Genomic DNA, 18,655 nt, shown 5'->3' with positions numbered 1-18,655 from the left:
CTCAGACCACCGGCTCAAGGGGCCGCCCCGAGGCGTCGGCGACCATGTCGCGCACCGCGGGTTCGAGCACCTCGTACAGCGGGGTGATGTCGCCGCTGAGGAACAGCTTGCGCATCGCGGTGCGCTGGATCTTGCCGCTGGTGGTCTTGCGGACGGTGCCGGGGCGCACCAGCAGCACGTTGCCCGCGGGGATGTTGAAGTCCTTGCCGATGAGCTGCTGGACGCCGGTGGCGACGGTGCGCAGGTCGGTGCTGACGGCGCTGGCCCGCACCTCCTGCACCACCACCAGGTGCTCCCGGTCGGTGTCCACCGCGAACACCGCGCCCGAGCCGATGCCGAGGGACTTGTCGCTCGCCTGGACGGCGCGCTCGACGTCCTGCGGGTAGAGGTTGCGCCCGGCGAAGATGATCAGTTCCTTGAGGCGGCCCGTGACGTAGAGCTGGCCGTCCTCGAAGACGCCGAGGTCGCCGGTGCGCAGCCAGCCGGTGGACTCGCCCTCGTCGGTCTTGACGGCGGCGTCGAAGATCTCCTTGTTGGTCAGCGGGCGCTTCCAGTAGCCGGAGGCGACGCTCGCGCCCTTGACCCAGATCTCGCCGACGACGCCCTCGGGCCGTTCGCGCTGCTCGCCCGGGTCGACGACGCGCACCTCGAAGTCCTCGGCGCGCACGGTGCCCGAGCTGACCAGGGTGCGGGTGGCGGCGCCCTCGCGGGGGTCGGCGAGTTCGCCCCGTTCGAGCCCTGCCGCGTCGACGCCGAGGACGACGGGGCGGGTGCCGCGCGGGGTGCCGGAGACCAGCAGGGTGGTCTCGGCCATGCCGTAGCAGGGGAAGAACGCCTCGGGGCGGAACCCGGCGGGCGCGAAGCGCTCGGTGAACGCGCGGACCGTCTCGGCGCGCACCGGCTCGGCGCCGTTGCACGCGGCCTGCCAGCTCGACAGGTCGAGCGTCGCCATCTGCTCGTCGGTGACCCGGCGCAGGCAGAGGTCGTAGGCGAAGTTGGGTCCGCCGCCGACGGTCACACCGTAGTCGCCGATCATCTTCAGCCAGCGGTACGGGCGCTTGAGGAAGGACACCGGCGACATCAGCACGGCGGAGCTGCCCAGGTAGAGCGGCTGGAGGATGTGCCCGATGAGGCCCATGTCGTGGTAGAAGGGCAGCCAGCCGCCGTAGCGGGTGCTGGAGTCGGCGCCGACGGACGCCTTGATGGCCTTCTCGTTGGCGAGGAGGTTGGCGTGGGAGACCATGACGCCCTTGGGGTCGCTGGTCGAGCCCGAGGTGTACTGGAGGAACGCCAGGTCCTCGGGCGTCACGTCGGGCACCCGGTAGGCGTCGACGTCGCCGAACCCGTCGGTGTCGGTGGCCAGGCAGTGCACATGGGTCATGCCCTCGGCGGCCAGCCACGCGGAGATCTCGGGGGCGTTGGCCGCGTCGGTGAGGACCGCGGCGGCCTCGGCGTCCTTGAGGATGCCGGTGACCCGGGCGAAGTGCTGGCCCTGCTCGGTGGGCAGCGGCGCGGGGACGGCGACGGAACCGGCGTAGAGGCAGCCGGCGAAGGCCCGTATGAAGCCGGTGCCCGAGGGGTAGAGCAGCAGCACCTGGCGGCCGCCCGCGCCGTGCTCCTGGAGCCAGGAGGCGATGCGCCTCGCCTCGTGGTCGAGGCGGCCGTACGTGAGGTGCTCGGGCCCGCTGCCTGCCGCGCCGTCGGGCAGGAAGATGAACGCGTCCTCGTCCGCGAGCGCGCCGGTACGCGAAAGGACCAGTTCCGTGAAGGTTCGGAAGCTTGTCAACGTCGTTCCCTGACCTCTCCGAGATCCGCTGGCGTACCCGCCGAGCGACGATGGTTCGAACGTGACCGATCGTCCGAGGGGGCGCTAAGGGGGCGCTTGTGTGAGGGTGTGCGCCGTGCGGCCAAATCGGGCGCGGGTGGGTAGCGTTCGGGGTGTCCCACCCGGGTGTGCCGTTCGCAGTGCGGCCCGTGGCAAGCTTTCCAGCCCGCCCGGGACGGCTCGTGTGCGGCGGCCCCGTCGCGGGACGCCCGGAAGGAGCAACCCCGATGCGCCTCATCTCAGCGTCCGTGCAGATCGACGCGCCGCCCGGCCAGGTGTACGACCGGGTGGCCGACTTCGCCAGGTTCCACGAGTGGAACCCGTTCGTGGTGCGGGCCACCGGGCGGGCCGCGCCCGGCAGCAGGCTGCGGCTGGCCTTCCGTCTCCCGGTGAGCGGCAAGGAGATGGAGTTCACCCCGAAGGTGCTGGTCGCCGACCGGGGGCGGCAGCTCCAGTGGCTCGGCAGGTTCATGGTGCCCGGTGTCTTCGACGGGCTGCACGGCTTCACCTTCGAGGAGCGCGACGGCGGCACCTTCGTGGTGCAGAGCGAGCGCTTCTCGGGCGTCCTGGTCCCGTTCACCGGCTCCGTCGTCCGCCAGGCCCTCCAGGGCTTCGAGGAGTTGAACCGGGCCCTGAAGCTGCGGGTGGAGAGCGGCGAGGGTGCCGTCAATCTGAGATGACACCGGGGAACGGCCGGACCCCCGGGGCGGTGTGACGCGCCGGGGGTCCGGTGGTGTGCGCGGTGGGGTGGGGGCGCTGTGGCCGGGGGCGGCCGGGGCGGGTCAGCCGGACGTGGGGCCGAAGGACACGTCGAGGGTGAGGTGGCCGGGGATCTCGGGCAGCTCCGCGAGGTCGTGGGTGAAGCCCAGCACCCCGTCCTCGCACCGGCTGGTGGTGGCGAAGCCCAGGGACGGCCAGAAGTCCCTGACCTTCGCGTTCTTGGCGGTCGGCGCGTATCCGGCGTGCACGGGCCCCTCCCCGGCGGCCTTGACGTGCGCCAGCACGGAGGCGACGGCGGCCTGCTCGATGCCGCGGGCGAACACCCGGCAGCTCAGCAGCATGTTGTCCAGGTGCCAGCCGTCGGCGGCGCGGCGGCCGAAGAGCACGCCGACGAGCCCGTTCTCGCCGAAGCGGTCCCGGGAGCGCACCGCGAGCACCATGTGGTCGGGCGACGCCATCTGCCACTGCACGTCGGCCAGTTGGAGGCGCTGGGTGGTGAGGTTGAACTGATTGGTGCGCATGGTCAGTTGGGCGACGCGGGGCAGCTCGTGCGCCGCGGGCGGCGACACGTCGACGCGTACGCCGAGTTCCCTCAGGTACTCCTCCATGGACCCGGCGCCGTCCAGCAGGTCCTGCCGTTCGGCCTCGGTGCGGTACTGCTCGGTCCTGTTCCGGTCGGTCGCGGTCAGCTCCCGGGTGTCGAACCAGCCGTCGGCGAGCAGCTTCTCGATGTGCGCGGCGGGTTCCTCGTCGAGGCGTACGACGGCGACCTCGGGCAGACTCGACGCGACGAGGCCGCACTCGAAGGGCGAGTCGTCGGCGAAGACGAAGCTGTCGGTGCCGAGGTTGAGCCTGGCCGCGATGTCGCGCAGGTTGGCGTCCTTGGGCTGCCAGTTGGCGTTGACCCGGACGAAGTCGGTGTCGCGCAGCACCATGTCGGGGTGGCCGCGCAGCACGTCGAGCACGGGGTCGCGGTCGTTCTTGCTGCACACCGCGAGCAGCACGCCCTGGGAGCCGATCTGCTTCACCGCCTTCTGGAAGGCGTGGAACGCCTCGCCGCGGTAGGTGGAGGCGGCGGCGATGCCGTCGGGTCCGTCGTCGCCGAGTATGCCGTCCCAGAGGGTGTTGTCGAGGTCGACGACGAGGACCTTCTTCGTACGGCCGCGCACCGAGCGCGCGAGGTGGCCGACCTCGCGGGCGTAGCGGGCGAGCAGGTCCTCGCCGAGGTGCACCTTGGCGTAGGCGGCGAGCCTGGCGTCGCGCACCGGGCCGCCCTCGGCGATCAGCGGTTCGGTGTCGACGGTGTGCACCCGGGGGTACTTGAGCTGGAGCCGTAGCAGCCCGGTGTTGAACTCCCGCCAGGCGATGGACAGTTCGGCCCGGGAGCGGTGGTCGACGAGGCGGTGGGTGTGGGTGTGCAGCAGCGGGACGGTGTTGAGCACGAGGGTGCCGCTGCCGTGCTCCATGTACTGCCCCGCGAGCCGGTCGACGAGGTCGAGCTTGGCGGTGGTGACGCGCACGACGTCCTCGACGCCGAAGGGCAGCGGCAGTTCGTCGAAGACGACCTGTGCGTCGAGGACGCACAGCGCGAGGTCGGTGTCCTTGGCGTACAGCGGGCTCGTGGTGTCCCTGAGGTCCCGCGCCCAGGAGTCGTAGTCGGCGGGCAGGGTGCGAAGGGGGATGCCGTGCCTGGCCAGTTGGGCGGTCAGCGGCGCGGTGAGCGCGTCGAGGGTGCCGTGCCCGGTGACGGCCGCGGTCATCGGCACGGCCCCCGGGTGCAGTTCCCGGATGCGGTCGGGATCGAGCCTGGCGAGGAGCCGCCCGGCCCGTGCGAGGTCGGCGAGCGCGGTGGGCGACTGGTTGATCTCGGCGAGGAGCGCGGGCACCGCGGGGTAGTCGGCGGCGAGCAGGCCGTCACCGTTCAGGGCGCGCAGCCGGTCCAGGGCCCCGACCCGCTCCGTGGCGGCGGTGGTCACTGCTGTGTTCACGGATATCACCTGTCCTGTCACTGCTCCGGGGTGGGGAGCGTCACCGGACGGGCTAAAGGGGGACTTGCGATACGGGGGCGACACCCACACCGCTCGCGGGGGTGCCGCTCCGGGGCCCGTCAGACGCCGCCCGCGCGTCCCACCGCGGCCAGAAGGCGGGCGAGGGGGGTTGCCGCGGAGGTGGTGGGCAGGGTGGGCGCGAAGGCGCGGCCCTCGCCTCGGGTCTCGGGGGTCGCGGGGACGGCGAGGGCCAAAGGCAGCGCCGCGTCGACCAGGTCGGGCTCCACCGGGTAGGCCGCCCCCAGGCTCTCGGTGAGGTCCCAGGTGTGGACGACGTAGTCGAGGAAGTGGAAGCCGATGGCCTGCTCGGGCGGGAACGGCACACCGGGGGCGATCTCGGGCAGCGCGAGGCCGCCCGCGCCGGGGCGCACCGCCGCGAACGCGCGTACCACTGCCGCGGCGGCGCTCTCGTACGCGGCGGCGGGATCGGCCCCGAGCGGGCGCACGGCCCAGTCCGCGAGGTCGCGCGCGCCACCGGCGGCCGCGGCGGCGAAGCCGAGGTGCTGGGTGGTCATGTGCGCGAGCAGGTCCCCCAGGGTCCACCCCTCGCAGGGGGTGGGGCGGCCGAGGTCGGCCTGGGTGATCCCGCGCGCGACGTCGACGCTGTGGGCGACGGCGCGCGCGTCCAGGGTGCGGATACGGTCCACTCCTGCGGGCAGGCGCGCCTCCGCGGGCGGCTGCCAGGTCGTGGGCACATGCTTATTAGTAGGCATACGTTTACGATCTGCCCGCGCTTACGATTTGTCAAGGAGGTTCCCGCACCATGAACGACCACGGCGGCACGGCCGGCCGGGACGGGGCCGCGCGCCCGAGGGATCTGGCGGCGATGGTGGTACCGCTCGGCCGGGCGCTGACGGCCGCGGAGCTGCCCGTGCTGGAGCGGCACGGCCTCACGATGTGGGCGTACTCGGTGCTGCTGCGGCTCGACGACGAGCCGGTGCGCACCCAGGCCGCGCTCGCGGCGTCGATCGGCGCGGACAAGACGCGGATCATCGGCGTGCTCGACGACCTGGAGGAGCGCGGCCTGATCCGCCGCGTACCCGACCCCTCCGACCGCCGGGTGCGGCTGCTGTCGCTCACCCCCGAGGGCCGCCGGGTGCGCGACGCGGCGCAGACGGCGATCCAGCGCCGGGAGGACGCCCTGCTGACCCGCCTCACCGCCACCGAACGCAAGGCCCTGCTGAGCGCCCTGACGAAGCTCTCCGCACTCTCGGCCGAGGAGATCGCCGCGGCCGGAGACGGTGAGGGGGACGACAGAGACGACAGAGACGACAGAGACGACAGAGACGACCGCGACGGCTGAGACGGCGACAAGGGCGAGGCAGGGGCGGAGGGCTTCCGTGACCGCAAATGTTCGCGAAAGTTTCGGCGAATGAGATCGCGGCAAGGCCGCACAATCTGACTCCTGCCCGCCCCAAAACGGCCCTGAGCCTCCCCCAAGTCTCTTCCACCTGCAAAGACTCCGGGCACGCCCTACACCCACCCCAACAACATTTTCGGTATGCCTGTCGAAACTGTTGACAGTCCAGCGTGCCCGGACCAACACTGTCCGGCATCGACAGCCCCCCATCGCGGTCGGCCACCCCCCAGTCCCCCCCCGCACTCCCCGAGCACCCGCACCGTGCGCCCGGCCGCCGGCCCCCACGAGGAGGAAGCATGAACACGAACGAACCCGCCGCGCGCAAGGGCGGCACGTTCCCCGCGCTCAGCCGCAGAGGGTTCATCGGCGGCGTCGGGGCCCTCACCGCCGCCGCGTCGTCCGCGCTGCTGCTGCCGGACAGCGCCCGCGCCGACACCGTCATCACCACCAACCAGACCGGCACCGACAACGGCTTCTACTACTCGTTCTGGACGGACGGCGGCGGCTCGGTCTCCATGACCCTGTCCTCCGGCGGCAGTTACCGCACGCAGTGGAGCAACGTCGGCAACTTCGTGTGCGGCAAGGGCTGGGCCAACGGCGGCCGCAAGAACGTCTCGTACTCGGGCTCCTTCAACCCGTCGGGCAACGCTTACCTCGCGCTGTACGGCTGGACGTCCAACCCGCTCGTCGAGTACTACGTCGTCGAGAACTACGGCACGTACAAGCCCACGGGCGAGTACAAGGGCACCGTCAGCAGCGACGGCGGCACCTACGACGTGTACAGGACGACCCGGTACAACGCGCCGTCCGTGGAGGGCACCAAGACGTTCGACCAGTACTGGAGCGTGCGCCAGCAGAAGCGCACCGGCGGCACCATCACCACCGGCAACCACTTCGACGGCTGGGGCCGCTACGGCCTGAACCTCGGCAGCTTCGCCTACTACATGATCCTTGCGACCGAGGGCTACCAGAGCAGCGGCAGCTCCAGCATCTCCGTAAGCGGCTAGAACCGGCACCCGGACGACTGCCCGGACCCCGGATACCGGTGTTCCGCTAGAGGGACGTGGGCCGTGTGCCGCACGCCGACGTTGCCGCGGCGCACGGGCCCGTGTCCGGGCGGATCGGGACGCCGTTGGCACGCAGTACGTCGCGCAGTTCCAGGATCAGCGGGAAGACCTCCTGGTTCCAGTCCTCCCCCTGCTCGTCCCAGGCCCGCTGCTCCGCCTCGACCGCCATCCGGTCCTCCGCGAACACCCGCTCGGTGAAGCGGCGGATGAAGGGCCAGGCCAGCCGGAGGGCGCCGGGGACCGGCGGCTTCTCGATCGACAGCAGCCCGAAGGTGTGGTTGACCCGCTGCTCGGCGTCGACCGGCACATACGCCGCGAAGAGCGAGAACGCGGGCACCTCGGTCCCCTCCTGCACCAGGTGGAGGTGCTGGTACGGGTACTGGGTGCGGATGGTGATGCGGTCGGGGGAGGCGGCGCCGCCCCTGCCCTCGGCGCTCAGCAGCCCGGCCCCGAGGTCCTTCTTGCCTCCGGCGTGGCTGAAGAGGTAGCGGGCCTCGACGAAGTCCTCACCGGTGTCGTACCCGAGGAGCTTGGGCTCGATCCTGCCGAGGACGCCCCGGTGCAGGAACTGGTGGTTCATGTCGAGCAGGTTCTCGTGCATGAACGAGTAGTGGCAGCGCACCCGGCGCGAGAACACCATCGTGCGGTGCCGGGGCGAGAGCGCCGCGGGCAGCCGCGGCAGCGGCGTCGTGGCCGCGCGCTCCGGGTCCCCGGGGAAGACGAACACGAGGCCGTACGCCTCCCGCACCGGGTACGCCCGCACCCCGCGCGGCGGCCGTACCCCCTTCGGCAGGTACGGAATCCGTGAGATGCGGCCCGTGCCGCGGTAGTCCCAGGCGTGGTAGCAGCAGCGCAGCGCCTCCCCCACCACGACGCCCATACTCAGCGGCACCTGGCGGTGGGCGCAGCGGTCCTCAAGCGCGTGGACCGTACCGCTCGCGCCCCGGTACAGGGCGATGCGCTCGCCCGCGAAGGCGGCGGCGAGCGTCCCGTTCTGGCGGACCCTGCGGGACTCGGCGACCGGGTACCAGTGGTCGAGGGCGATGCCGACGCGCCGGAGGTCGGCGGCGGCGATACCGGCGCTCCCCGGCTCGGGCGCGGACGGCGCCTCGCGCTCTGTCTCCGCCATGGTTCTCCCTCGCACAGGACCCGGATGATTCTGACAAAGACGACTTTATTCATCATGTCGGAACATGGGATGGCGAGGGCGTTCGATCGGGCGACCGGCTCACCCGACTGCCGGGCGCCTTAAGCCTTGCTACAGCGGTCTCTCCTACTGTCCCTGCGCGGTCGTCCCCGAACGGCGGCCCCTCTCTCCGTCACGTTCGCCCGCCAGGAGGAAACATGTCCGTGGACACACCCCAGGAGCCGGTGGTCGCGGTTCCGCGCGTACCGCCCGAGACGGCGGCCGGGGCCGCGCCGCCCGCCCCGGGGCCCGCCCACGCCAAGCGATGGTGGATTCTCGGGGTGATCTCGGTGGCGCAGTTCGTCATCGCGATCGACTCCTCGATCATCAACGTGATGGGCCCCAGGCTCCAGGAGGCCATCGGCCTCTCGACCACCGGGCTCCAGTGGGTCATGAACATCTACGTGCTGCTCTTCGGCGGCCTGCTGCTGCTCGGCGGGCGGCTCGCCGACGTCATCGGCAGGCGGGCCGTGTTCCTGTTCGGCCTGGTGCTGTTCACGGCCGCCTCGCTGTTCGCGGGCCTCGCGGACTCCGAGGCCACGCTGCTGAGCGCCCGCGCCGCGCAGGGCATCGGCGCCGCGGCGCTCTCGCCCGCCTCGCTCTCCATCCTGGTGACGGTGTTCCCCGACGCCAAGGAGCGCGCCAAGGCGTTCGGCGTGTGGGGCGCGGTCATCGGTATCGGCGCGTCCGTCGGCACCATCCTCGGCGGCGCCATCGTCAACGCCGACTGGCGGTACGCGTTCTGGATCAACGTGCCGATCGGCGTGCTGCTCGGCGCCTGCGCCGTCGCCCTGATCAAGGTGCCGAAGCCGCCCGCGAACCGGCCGCCGAAGGACATGCTCGGTGCCGCCACCGCCACCGGCGGACTGCTGCTGCTGGTGTACGGCATCGTCACCACGTCGGACCACGGCTGGACGGACTGGCGCACCCTGGGCTCGTTCGTCGTGGCGGCCGTGCTGCTGGTGGCGTTCGTCCTCGTGGAGCAGCGCAGCAAGGCGCCGCTGGTGCCGCTGCGGCTGTTCAGGTCGCGGTCGGTCGTCGCGGGCAGCCTCGGCGAGTTCCTGACGGCCGCGCTGATGATGCCGATCTTCTTCCTGCTGCCGCTGTGGATGCAGGGCGTCCTCGGCTACAGCCCGCTGCGCACCGGGCTCGCGTACCTGCCGGTGAGCATCGCGCTGATGATGCTCGCGCCGCTCGCGTCCAGCCTGATCACCAAGACCGGGCCGAAGCCGATGTACCTGGTGGGCACGGTCGCCCTCGCGGGCACGGTGACGATGCTGGTGGGCATGCCCGTGCACAGCGGCTACTGGAGCTTCCTGCTGCCGGTGACCGCGACGTTCGGCGTCGGCCTCGTGTGCTGCCTCATCCCGACCCCGGTCATCGGCACGTCCGAGGCCACCGACGAGGACGCGGGCACCACGTCCGCGCTGCTCAACGCCTCCACGCAGATCGGCGCCGCGTTCGGTATCGCGGTGTCGGTGACGGTGCTCAACAACAAGATGGCGGACTCCGCCGCGGCAGGTGCCGACCACGCCCACGCCCTGGTGGACGGTCTCCAGTCCGGCTTCATGGTGCTGGCCGTGTTCCTCGGACTCAGCTTCCTGAACGGCCTGTTCGTGTTCCGCAACAAGAAGCAGGCCGACCGGCCCGCAGAGCCCGTACGGGGCTGAGCACCGGCCCCGCCACCCATCCGCCCCGATACCCGAAGGCGCCCCCACCGCGGACCGGTGGGGGCGCCTTCATGGGGTTGGGTGCGGGGGCGCTCGGCATGGTGACGCCCCTCGCGGCCGGGGCCGGGAACGGGAAAATGCGGGGCGGCCCCCGGGGGGAGGGGGGCCGCCCCGCGGCGCGGGTGCGGTACGGGCCGCGGGGGCTCAGGCCGGTACGGCACCCGCGAGCATGCGCTCCCGGCGCTCCGCCCGCGCGGCGTGGTGGCGCAGGACCACCGAGAGTTCGCGCAGGAAGGCGTCCTCGTGGGCGCGGATGAAGAAGTGGCCGCCCGGCATGGTGCGCATCTCGCAGCCGCGGCCCGCGTGCCGCCGCCAGGCGACGACCTCGGGCACGGACACCAGCCGGTCGCGCAGCCCGGCGAACAGGTGCAGCGGTATCCGCAGCGGCTCGCCGCTTCCCGTGGCCGCCTGCGAGGTGCACAGCATCAGGTCGTCCCTGGCGACCGGGAGCAGCGCGGAGAGCCACTCCGGGTGGTCGAGCAGGGCGCGGGGGATGCCGCCGAGGCTGATCAGGCCGGCGAGCAGTTCCTCGTCGCTCGCGTCGGGCCGCGCGATGCTCGGCGCCGGCAGGTGCGGCGCCCGGTAGGCGCTGACCACCAGCGCGGCGGGCAGCGGCGCGCCGCGGCGCTGGCGCCTGCGGGCGAGCGCGTAGGCGGCGAGCGCGCCCATGCTGTGGCCGTAGAGGACGTGCGGCCCGGCGAGTACGTCGTCGAGTTCCTCGTCGAGGTCGCGGGCGAGTGCGTCGAGGTCGGTGAAGCGCGGCTCGTTCATCCGGCCCTCGCGGCCCGGCAGTTGGACGGGAAGCACCTGGGCGCGCGCGCCGTGCGCGTCGAGCCCCCGCTGCCAGCGTCCGAAGACGGAGGCGCCGCCGCCCGCGTACGGGAAGCAGAGCAGCCGGATGCCGTGCCCTGCCGACTCGGCACCGGTCCGTGACAGGTATCGCGTCATCGTGCTCGGGTCTCCTCTCGCAGGGAGCGCCGAAGGGGGCCGCCGCACGCGCGCGGCCGCGTCCGGCCGGTGAGGCCGCCGCGGCGCGGCCCTGCCCCAGCGGGGCGGGCGGTGCGGCGGGCGGGCCCGGCGGGCGTGCGCGGAGCGCGGTGGGGCGGCCCCCTTCGGTACCCGCCCAGCTTGTGCGACGTGGCTAAAAGGCCGCCAAATGCAGCGTGCCGCCCTCGCGCGCGGGCGCTTCGAGCGAGGGGTCGCCGCAGAGGACGGCGCGGTGCAGCCGCTGGAGCGGCGCGGACGGTTCGATGCCCAGCTCCTCCACGCACGACCTGCGCAGCCTGCGGAACGTCTCCAGGGCGTGGAAGGGCCTGCCGCAGCGGTAGAGCGCCAGCATGAGCTGGGCGTGCAGGTTCTCCTGGAGCGGGAAGCGCTCGGCGAGCGCGGCGAGTTCGCCGACGACCGAGGCGTGCCTGCCCAGCCGCAGGTCGGCGGTGATACGCCCTTCGAGCGCGGCCGACCTGGTCTCTTCGAGGCGCAGCGCCTCGGCGCGCAGCGGGCGTCCCGCCCTGATGCCGGCGAGGGCGTCGCCGCGCCAGGTGGCGAGGGCGCGGGTCAGCAGCCTGGACGCCTCCTCGTCGCCCTCGGGGCCGCCCTCGCCGAGGGCGCGAAGACCGCGCGCGGTGAGGTCCTCGAAGCGGCGTGCTTCGCAGGGGGCGCCCGGCAGGTCGAGGGCGTAGCCGTAGTAGCCGCGGCGCAGCAGTGCCTTGGCGTCCGTGCCGTGCGCGGGGCCGAGGGCGGTGGTGATGGAGCGGCGCAGTTGCTTGACGTAGGTCTGGACGACTCCGACGGGGCCGCTGGGCGGCTCGGCGTCCCACAGCTCCTCGGTGATGGCCGACATGGTCACCTCGCGTCCGGGGCTGACCGCGAGCAGGGCAAGCAGTTGCCTCGGCTTGGCCGCGCTGGGCACGATCGACGTCCCGTCGATCCGTACCACCAGCGGCCCGAGAGTACCGATCTCCATCTCTCCCCCAATCTCCGGCTTCTCCGGTCTCCGTGGGCCCCCCGGCCCGCCCCCGGCTTCCCTCCGGGGCTCCGGAACCCTGTAGGTGACCTTGGCACGCGCCGGGGGCGGCGCCCAGTTAGGCGCTCACGAGCCCGGACGTGAAAGGAGAAGGAGGCGGGCATGAGATTTTCATGCCCGGGGGACGGGCGCGTTCCGGCCACGGCACCCCGCCGGGTCCCGGCGGCCCGGCGCCTACGGCAGGATCGCGTCCACATAGCCGCCGTCCACGCGTACCGCGCCGCCCGTGGTGGCGGAGGCGAAGGGGGAGCTGAGGTAGACGACCATGTGCGCGATCTCCTCGGGCTCGATCAGGCGCTGCAACAGCGACTGGGGGCGGTGCTCGCGCATGAAGGCGCGCTGTGCCTCGTCCCACGGCAGCGAGCGGTCGACCAACTGGTAGACGAAGTCCTCGACTCCCCCGGTGTGGGTGGGCCCCGCGAGCACCGAGTTGACGGTGACACCGGTGCCCGCCGCGTCCTTGGCGAAGCCTCGCGAGACGGCGAGCAGGGCGGTCTTGGAGACGCCGTAGTGGACCATCTCGGCGGGGGTGACCACCGCGGAGTCGCTGGCGATGTTGAGCACCCTGCCGTGGCCGCGCTCCTTCATGCCGGGCAGCAGGGCGCGGATCATACGGACCGCGGCGAGCACGTTGACCTCGAAGTAGCGGCGCCACTCGGCGTCCGTGATGGCGAGCGCGGGGCTCGCGCCGAAGATCCCCAGGTTGTTGACGAGGATGTCCACGGGCCCTGCGGCCTCGACGACGGCGTCGGCGCCCTCGTCGGTGGAGACGTCCCCCGGTGCCGCGGTGAAGCCGCCCGCCCCTTCCCCCAGGTCGGCCGAGAGCGCCGCCACGGCCTCCGCCACCGTCTCGGGCCGCCGCCCGTTCACGGCGACCGTGGCCCCGGCGGCGGCGAGCCCCGCCGCGATGGCGCGCCCGATGCCCTGGGTGGAGCCGGTGACGAGCGCGGACTTGCCGGTGAGGTCGATGCGCATGGGATTCCTTCGTGACGGGGGTTCCGAGTGGCGGGGCGGCCCGGCAAAATACTTTCCTTGGCAATTTACCGTCGTACACAATAATTGCACACAACGGATAACCGCAAGCGCAGTACAGTTGCCGACACGCCCGGCAGATTCATGCCGGGCAGAACTCGGAAGGACCGCCATGACCGCCACCGATCCGGCCATGACCGCCCTCGCGCACGGCTGGAGCGCGCTGTCGCTGCTGCACGGCCGGATCGAGGCGGCGGTGGAGCGCGCGCTCCAGGCCGGTCACCGGCTCAGCGCCCGCGAGTACTCCCTGCTCGACGTCCTCAGCAGGCAGCACGACGGCGACGGCGGCCATCTCCAGATGAAGCAGGTCGCCGACGCGGTCGTGCTCAGCCAGAGCGCCACCACCCGGCTGGTCACCCGCCTGGAGGACCGCGGGCTGCTCTCGCGCTACCTGTGCCCCACCGACCGCCGCGGCATCTACACCGACGTCACCCCCGCGGGCCTCGCCCTCCTCGACGGCGCGCGCCCCACCCACGACGCCGCCCTCAGCGCGGCCCTCGACACGGCCGCCGCCGACCCCGAACTGGCCCCGCTGGTACGGGTGGTGCGCCGCGGCCTGCCGGCCCCCGGCGACACGGCACCGTAACGGCACGGCACCCCGGGGCCACGCGCCCGCGTGTCCGGGAGCACCAGCGAAAGGGCCCTCCTGGGGCCGCCCGTCGGGGCGGGACGGCGGGGTCAGGTGCCGGATGCCTCGTAGGTCTCGATCGCGCAGCGCGTTGCCCCGCTGCGCCCGATCCTGGCGTCGCTGGTAATCAGCGGGACGCCGAGGCTCTCGGCGAGGGCCGCGTAGTGGGCGTCATAGGCGGAGAGATTGTTCGACAACGCGCGTACGCGCCGCCACAGGATGAGCGTGGGGTGCAGATCGAGGGCGAGGGCCTGGTAATCGACGACCGCCTTCAAGGCCTCCTTCTCCGTGATCTTCGGCTTGTCTCCTCGGCGGCCGCGGGCCAGCCCGAAGACGGCGGAGGTGATCTCGTAGTCCAGCAGGCCGGGCGCCGCGACGGTGTCGGCGCGGCTCACCCGCTCACGGATCGCGGTTCCGGTCTTGCCCTGGTCGAGGAGGAAGTGTACGAGGCTGGAGCAGTCCACGACGATCAACGCCGGTTCCGCCCGTCCTCGATGGCGTCCAGGATGTCGGTCGTGCTCAGCTCGGTACGGGTCTCACGCTCCAGGCGGGTGGCCATTTCCACAAGGGTGGGCTTGGCGGCTTCCCGGGCGAGAAGGTCCAGGGCGTACGCCTGGAGCGACTTGCCCGCCTGCGCGGCGCGGACCTTCAGCGCGTTGACGGTGTCGTCCGGAACATCCCGGATCGTGATGGCGGTCATGCCTTCACTTTAGCACCTGTGCAGGCATTATGCAGTCACAAGCCTTTGACTGTGCTGCACAGGCGTTCCTGGTCCAACCGCACGGGTGCGGCACGACCAGACGGCGGAGGACTGCGCCCGGTGGGCGCGGGCCGCGGCACGTCTACCCGCGCGGGGCGCGCGTAGCGTGCGTGGGGACGGCGGGCGTGGAGGGGGCTGCGGTGATCCTGGTGACCGGGGTGACGGGGACCGTGGGGCGCGAGGTGGCGTCCCGGCTGCTCGGGCGGGGCGGCCCGCTGCGGGTGCTGGTGCGTGACCCGGCGCGGCTCGCGCTGCCGGGGCCCGTGCCCGGGGCGGCCGTCGGCTCGTACGAGGTGGCCGTCGGCTCGTACGGTGACGGCGGCTCGCTGGCACGGGCGCTCGCGGGGGTGACGGCGGCGTTCCTCGTCACCGCCGACCCGTCCGCGCCCCACGACGCGGCGTTCCTGCGCGCGGCGCGCGGCGCCGGGGTGCGGCACGTGGTGAAGCTCTCCGCGCACGCGGTCGGCGATCCGGGCGCGGACGATCTCGTCACCGCCTGGCAGCGGGCGAACGAGGACGCGCTGCGCGCGTCCGGCCTCGGCTGGACGCTGCTGCGCCCGCGCGCGTTCATGACGAACACCCTCGGCTGGGCGCGCTCGGTGCGCGAGGAGGGCGTCGTACGGGCGCCGTTCCCCGACTCGGCGAACGCGTGCGTGGACCCGAGGGATGTCGCGGAGGTGGCGGTGCGCGCCCTCACCGAGCCGGGCCACGCGGGCCTGGTGTATCCGCTGACGGGGCCCGAGGCGGTCACGGCGCGGCAGCAGACGGCCGCGCTCGCGCGCGCCGTCGGCCGCCCCCTCGACTGCCGCGAACTCCCCCTCGACCGGGCGCTGGAGGGCTGGCGGCGCAGATATCCGGCGGGGGTGGCGGAGGCGCTGGCGGCGGGCGCGCTGCGGCAGGCGGCGGGCGGCAAGGCCGCCGTGGACCCGGCGTTCGAACGCCTCACGGGCCGCGCCCCGCGCTCCTACGCACGGTGGGCCGAGGATCACAGGGCAGCGTTCACCTGACGGCCCCCGCGCCACACGACCCCCGGCACCACGCAGCCCCCGCACCGCGCGGACGCGCCGCCGACTCCCCCGCCGCCTCCGGGAAAGAGGGGTGCTGGCAACACCCCCGCCCCGGGCCCCACGCCCACTGACCCGCGGCCCGGCGGGGAGCAGGATCTTCCCTGTCGGAACGAGGCGCCCGTCGACGAGGGCGGGGCCCGCGGGACGGGGAGAGCGACGAGATGACCAGTCACAGCAGGCGGAGGATTCTCCAGGGCGCGGCGCTGGCAGCGGCGGGCAGCGTCGTCGGCGGCTTCGCCGGCGGCCACTACGCGGCGGCGGCGAGCGCGGCCACCGGGGGCGGGAGCGCGGCCGACAAGGAGTCGTACCCGTTCCTCGAAGGGGCGTTCGCGCCGGTCACCGAGGAACTGACCGCGTTCGACCTGCCGGTGGTCGGCCACATCCCCCGGGACCTCGACGGCCGCTACCTCCGCAACGGCCCCAACGTCCTCGGCCTTGAGGACCCGCGGGCCCACCACTGGATGCTCGGCGATGGCATGGTGCACGGGGTGCGGCTGCGCGGCGGGCGCGCGGAGTGGTACCGCAACAGGTGGGTGCGCTCGGCCGCGGTCGCGGAGAAGCTGGGCGAGAGTTACCCGGGCAGCACGCCCCCGGACGACTTCGCCGCCAACACGCACGTCATCCCGTACAAGGGCCGCATCCTCGCCTGCCAGGAGAGCGGGCCGCTCCCCTACGAGCTGGACGGGGACCTGAACACGGTGCGCCCGCACGACTTCCGCGGCACCCTGGAGGGCGCGTTCACCGCGCACACCAAGTACGACGCGCGGGCCGACGAGCTGCACGCGATCACGTACTACCCGGCCTGGGACCACGTACGGCACCTGATGATCGACCGCACAGGGCGGGTGGCGCGCACCACGAAGATCCCGGTGGCGGACGCGCCGATGATGCACGACTTCGCGCTGACCGGGAAGTACGTGGTGGTCGTGGACGTGCCGATCACCTTCGACCCCTCGGCGGGCACCACCGTGCCGTACGTGTGGAACGAGAAGCACCCCACGCGGGTGGGGCTGCTGCCGCGGACGGGCGGCGCGGTGCGCTGGTTCGAAGTCGACCCGACCTACTACTCGCACACCCTCAACGCCTACGACGAGGGTGACACGGTCGTCGTCGAGTTCGCTTCCATGCCGGCGCCGTTCTACGCCGCGGGCCGCGGCAACGGCGGCCCCTCCGCCACCGGCACCCCGGCGCTGGACCGCTGGACGATCGACGTGGGGCGGGGCTCCGTGCGCACCCACCGCATCGACGACAGGCCCCAGGAGTTCCCCAGGATCAACGAGTCGCTGGTCTCCCGCCGCCACCGCTACGCGTACACCACCTCCGCGGGGGAGATGTGGGCCGCGTACGAGACGGTGGACGGGGTGCCGCCCGACGCGTCGTTCGGCAACTACCTGGTCAAGCACGACATGCTGCGCGGCAGCACCAGGACGCGGCGGTTCGCGCGGGGCGCGGCGGCATCGGAGCCGGTGTTCGTGCCACGGCGCGGCGCGCGCCACGAGGACGACGGCTATGTCCTCGCGTACGTCAACGACCCGCACCGCGGCGCCACCGACCTCCTCGTCCTCTCCGCCGAGGACTTCGACGGCCATCCGCTGGCGCGGGTGCAGCTCCCCGGCAGGGTGCCGCTGGGATTCCACGGAAGCTGGGTCCCCGACGCGTGACCAACCGCCCCGGAACACCGTCCTACCGGGTGGCGGGCGCACCGCCTCCCGGTACCGGCGCCGGATCGCACACCCCCTCGATCCGGCGCCTCCGGGCGCCTTGTTCAGGCGGTGAGCGGGTCGGGGGTGCGGAAGCGGTTGATGGCCTCGACATGCCGGGCCCTGAACTCCTCGTCCTCCACGCCCATGCCGTCCTCGGGCGCCAGGCACAGCACCCCGACCTTGCCGTAGTGCTCGTTGCGGCGGACGCTGGTCACGGCCTCGCCGACACCGTCGAGCGGGTACGCCTTCGACAGCGTCGGGTGCACCATGCCCTTGCAGATGAGCCGGTTGGCCTCCCATGCCTCGCGGTAGTTCGCGAAGTGGCTGCCGATGATGCGCTTCAGCGACATCCACAGATAGCGGTTGTCGTACTGGTGCTCGTAGCCGGACGTGGACGCGCAGGTGACGATGGTGCCGCCGCGCCGTGCCACGAACACGCTCACGTCGAACGTCTCGCGCCCGGGGTGCTCCAGCACGATGTCGGCGTCCTCGCCGCCGGTCAGCTCGCGGATGCGCTCACCGAACCGCTTGCGCTCCTTGGGGTCGGGCGTCCGCTCGTCCCGCCAGAACGTGAACTCCTCGGCGGCCCGGTCGATGACGAGTTCCGCGCCCATGGAGCGGACAAGCTCCGCCTTGTGCGCGTTGGAGACCACGCAGATCGGGATGCCGCCGCCGTTGTGCACCAACTGCACGGCGTACGAGCCGAGTCCGCCGCCCGCGCCCCACACCAGCACGTTGTCGCCCTGCTTCATCCTGGCGCCGTTGCGGGACACGAGCTGCCGGTACGCGGTCGAGTTGACGAGCCCCGACGAGGCCGCCTCCTCCCACGACAGGTGCCGCGGCTTCGGCATGAGCTGGTTGGCGCGCACCAGGGCGAGCTGGGCGAGGCCGCCGAAGTTGGTCTCGAAGCCCCAGATCCGCTGCTCGGGGTCGAGCATGGTGTCGTCGTGCCCGTCGGCGGAGTTCAGCCCCGCGGACAGGCAGTGCGCCACCACCCGGTCCCCCGGCTTCCATCCTGAGACGCCGACGCCGGTACGCAGCACCACACCGGCCAGGTCGGAGCCGAGCACGTGGTACGGCAGGTCGTGCCGCCTGCCCTCCTCGCTCGCCTTGCCGTACCTGCGCAGGAACGCGAAGGTCGGCACGGGCTCGAAGATGGCGCTCCACACCGTGTTGTAGTTCACGGCGCTCGCCATGACGGCGACAAGCGCCTCGCCGGGGCCGGGTTCCGGGGTGGGCACGTCCTGGAGGTGCAGCGCCTTCGCCGGGTCCTTCCGGTCGGACGGCACCCCCTCGAACATGCCGGTCTCCTCGGCGAGCAGCACCGCGCCGCGGTACGACTCGGGGATCGGCAGCGCTCGGAAGTCGTCCGACTCCGCGCCGTCCACGATCGCGCTCAGTATCTCGTCCATCTCGCCAACGCTCCTGCCTCGTTCCAGAACCCGTCCGGACGGTGGTCCCGCTCCGACTTCCTGCCACCCGGGCGGGCCACCGCCCGGGCCT

The 18,655-nt window shown here is 72.6% G+C and carries 17 protein-coding genes; 7 read left to right on the top strand and 10 right to left on the bottom strand.

What is annotated here, in order from left to right:
* Nucleotide 1: 1 nt before the first annotated feature.
* Nucleotides 2-1,786 carry a fatty acyl-AMP ligase gene (locus tag ACIBIW_RS07350; RefSeq protein WP_399332872.1) on the bottom strand — a complete coding sequence of 595 codons (1,785 nt, stop codon included), beginning with the start codon at nt 1,784-1,786 and terminating at the stop codon, nt 2-4.
* A gap of 266 nt (nt 1,787-2,052) precedes the next feature.
* Here ACIBIW_RS07350 and ACIBIW_RS07345 point away from each other — a divergent pair, with 266 nt between their 5' ends.
* On the top strand, nt 2,053-2,505 hold the full coding sequence (locus tag ACIBIW_RS07345) for an SRPBCC family protein (RefSeq protein ID WP_399332870.1): 453 nt from the start codon (nt 2,053-2,055) through the stop codon (nt 2,503-2,505).
* 102 nt (nt 2,506-2,607) lie between these two features.
* Here the strand turns inward: ACIBIW_RS07345 and ACIBIW_RS07340 are convergent, their stop codons facing one another.
* On the bottom strand, nt 2,608-4,533 hold the full coding sequence (locus ACIBIW_RS07340; RefSeq protein WP_399332868.1) for an HAD-IIIC family phosphatase: 1,926 nt from the start codon (nt 4,531-4,533) through the stop codon (nt 2,608-2,610).
* Nucleotides 4,534-4,652: 119 nt separating this feature from the next.
* The gene (locus ACIBIW_RS07335) at nt 4,653-5,306 is read right to left on the bottom strand and encodes a TIGR03086 family metal-binding protein (RefSeq protein WP_399332866.1); all 654 of its coding nucleotides are present in this window, start codon (nt 5,304-5,306) and stop codon (nt 4,653-4,655) included.
* A gap of 50 nt (nt 5,307-5,356) precedes the next feature.
* Between ACIBIW_RS07335 and ACIBIW_RS07330 the strand changes: the two genes are divergently transcribed.
* A complete protein-coding gene (locus ACIBIW_RS07330; protein WP_399332864.1) occupies nt 5,357-5,896 on the top strand; it encodes a MarR family winged helix-turn-helix transcriptional regulator in 540 nt (179 codons plus the stop codon).
* A gap of 353 nt (nt 5,897-6,249) precedes the next feature.
* The gene (locus ACIBIW_RS07325) at nt 6,250-6,960 is read left to right on the top strand and encodes a glycoside hydrolase family 11 protein (protein ID WP_399332862.1); all 711 of its coding nucleotides are present in this window, start codon (nt 6,250-6,252) and stop codon (nt 6,958-6,960) included.
* Nucleotides 6,961-7,006: 46 nt separating this feature from the next.
* On the opposite strand, the gene ACIBIW_RS07320 is transcribed toward ACIBIW_RS07325, so the two are convergent.
* Nucleotides 7,007-8,149: a Rieske 2Fe-2S domain-containing protein gene (locus tag ACIBIW_RS07320; protein ID WP_399332860.1), complete on the bottom strand. Its 1,143-nt coding sequence runs from the start codon at nt 8,147-8,149 to the stop codon at nt 7,007-7,009.
* A gap of 215 nt (nt 8,150-8,364) precedes the next feature.
* Between ACIBIW_RS07320 and ACIBIW_RS07315 the strand changes: the two genes are divergently transcribed.
* The gene (locus tag ACIBIW_RS07315) at nt 8,365-9,876 is read left to right on the top strand and encodes a DHA2 family efflux MFS transporter permease subunit (protein ID WP_399332858.1); all 1,512 of its coding nucleotides are present in this window, start codon (nt 8,365-8,367) and stop codon (nt 9,874-9,876) included.
* Nucleotides 9,877-10,080: 204 nt separating this feature from the next.
* Here ACIBIW_RS07315 and ACIBIW_RS07310 read toward each other — a convergent pair whose 3' ends face one another.
* From ACIBIW_RS07310 to ACIBIW_RS07300, 3 genes are all read right to left on the bottom strand, one after another.
* Nucleotides 10,081-10,884 (bottom strand): thioesterase II family protein, encoded by an 804-nt coding sequence (locus ACIBIW_RS07310; protein ID WP_399332856.1) that lies wholly within the window; start codon nt 10,882-10,884, stop codon nt 10,081-10,083.
* A 193-nt stretch (nt 10,885-11,077) separates the two neighbouring features.
* On the bottom strand, nt 11,078-11,902 hold the full coding sequence (locus tag ACIBIW_RS07305; protein WP_399332853.1) for a BTAD domain-containing putative transcriptional regulator: 825 nt from the start codon (nt 11,900-11,902) through the stop codon (nt 11,078-11,080).
* A gap of 234 nt (nt 11,903-12,136) precedes the next feature.
* Nucleotides 12,137-12,937, bottom strand: a complete 801-nt coding sequence (locus tag ACIBIW_RS07300; RefSeq protein ID WP_399332851.1) for an SDR family NAD(P)-dependent oxidoreductase — start codon at nt 12,935-12,937, stop codon at nt 12,137-12,139.
* Between the two features lie 169 nt (nt 12,938-13,106).
* On the opposite strand from ACIBIW_RS07300, the gene ACIBIW_RS07295 reads away from it, so the two are divergent.
* A complete protein-coding gene (locus ACIBIW_RS07295) occupies nt 13,107-13,580 on the top strand; it encodes a MarR family winged helix-turn-helix transcriptional regulator (RefSeq protein ID WP_399332849.1) in 474 nt (157 codons plus the stop codon).
* A gap of 92 nt (nt 13,581-13,672) precedes the next feature.
* Here the strand turns inward: ACIBIW_RS07295 and ACIBIW_RS07290 are convergent, their stop codons facing one another.
* Nucleotides 13,673-14,086, bottom strand: a complete 414-nt coding sequence (locus ACIBIW_RS07290; RefSeq protein ID WP_399332964.1) for a type II toxin-antitoxin system VapC family toxin — start codon at nt 14,084-14,086, stop codon at nt 13,673-13,675.
* Nucleotides 14,087-14,091: 5 nt separating this feature from the next.
* Nucleotides 14,092-14,322 (bottom strand): FitA-like ribbon-helix-helix domain-containing protein, encoded by a 231-nt coding sequence (locus ACIBIW_RS07285; protein WP_399332847.1) that lies wholly within the window; start codon nt 14,320-14,322, stop codon nt 14,092-14,094.
* 200 nt (nt 14,323-14,522) lie between these two features.
* On the opposite strand from ACIBIW_RS07285, the gene ACIBIW_RS07280 reads away from it, so the two are divergent.
* Nucleotides 14,523-15,389, top strand: a complete 867-nt coding sequence (locus ACIBIW_RS07280) for an NAD(P)H-binding protein (RefSeq protein ID WP_399332845.1) — start codon at nt 14,523-14,525, stop codon at nt 15,387-15,389.
* Nucleotides 15,390-15,610: 221 nt separating this feature from the next.
* On the top strand, nt 15,611-17,110 hold the full coding sequence (locus ACIBIW_RS07275) for a carotenoid oxygenase family protein (RefSeq protein WP_399332843.1): 1,500 nt from the start codon (nt 15,611-15,613) through the stop codon (nt 17,108-17,110).
* 104 nt (nt 17,111-17,214) lie between these two features.
* On the opposite strand, the gene ccrA is transcribed toward ACIBIW_RS07275, so the two are convergent.
* Nucleotides 17,215-18,564, bottom strand: coding sequence for a crotonyl-CoA carboxylase/reductase (gene ccrA / locus ACIBIW_RS07270; RefSeq protein WP_399332841.1), 1,350 nt, complete (start codon nt 18,562-18,564; stop codon nt 17,215-17,217).
* Nucleotides 18,565-18,655 lie beyond the last annotated feature (91 nt).

The sequence above is a fragment of the Streptomyces sp. NPDC050560 genome (genome assembly GCF_044457285.1).
GTDB lineage: Bacteria > Actinomycetota > Actinomycetes > Streptomycetales > Streptomycetaceae > Streptomyces.
Note: the sequence above shows the minus strand (reverse complement) of the source record. Positions and strands in the feature narration are given on the sequence as shown.

Coding starts and splice junctions, on each gene's coding strand:
- ACIBIW_RS07345 (WP_399332870.1), top strand. CDS start 2,053: ATGCGCCTCATCTCAGCGTCCGTGCAGATCGACGCGCCGCCCGGCCAG.
- ACIBIW_RS07335 (WP_399332866.1), bottom strand. CDS start 5,306: ATGCCTACTAATAAGCATGTGCCCACGACCTGGCAGCCGCCCGCGGAG.
- ACIBIW_RS07330 (WP_399332864.1), top strand. CDS start 5,357: ATGAACGACCACGGCGGCACGGCCGGCCGGGACGGGGCCGCGCGCCCG.
- ACIBIW_RS07325 (WP_399332862.1), top strand. CDS start 6,250: ATGAACACGAACGAACCCGCCGCGCGCAAGGGCGGCACGTTCCCCGCG.
- ACIBIW_RS07320 (WP_399332860.1), bottom strand. CDS start 8,149: ATGGCGGAGACAGAGCGCGAGGCGCCGTCCGCGCCCGAGCCGGGGAGC.
- ACIBIW_RS07315 (WP_399332858.1), top strand. CDS start 8,365: ATGTCCGTGGACACACCCCAGGAGCCGGTGGTCGCGGTTCCGCGCGTA.
- ACIBIW_RS07310 (WP_399332856.1), bottom strand. CDS start 10,884: ATGACGCGATACCTGTCACGGACCGGTGCCGAGTCGGCAGGGCACGGC.
- ACIBIW_RS07305 (WP_399332853.1), bottom strand. CDS start 11,902: ATGGAGATCGGTACTCTCGGGCCGCTGGTGGTACGGATCGACGGGACG.
- ACIBIW_RS07300 (WP_399332851.1), bottom strand. CDS start 12,937: ATGCGCATCGACCTCACCGGCAAGTCCGCGCTCGTCACCGGCTCCACC.
- ACIBIW_RS07295 (WP_399332849.1), top strand. CDS start 13,107: ATGACCGCCACCGATCCGGCCATGACCGCCCTCGCGCACGGCTGGAGC.
- ACIBIW_RS07285 (WP_399332847.1), bottom strand. CDS start 14,322: ATGACCGCCATCACGATCCGGGATGTTCCGGACGACACCGTCAACGCG.
- ACIBIW_RS07275 (WP_399332843.1), top strand. CDS start 15,611: ATGACCAGTCACAGCAGGCGGAGGATTCTCCAGGGCGCGGCGCTGGCA.
- ccrA (WP_399332841.1), bottom strand. CDS start 18,564: ATGGACGAGATACTGAGCGCGATCGTGGACGGCGCGGAGTCGGACGAC.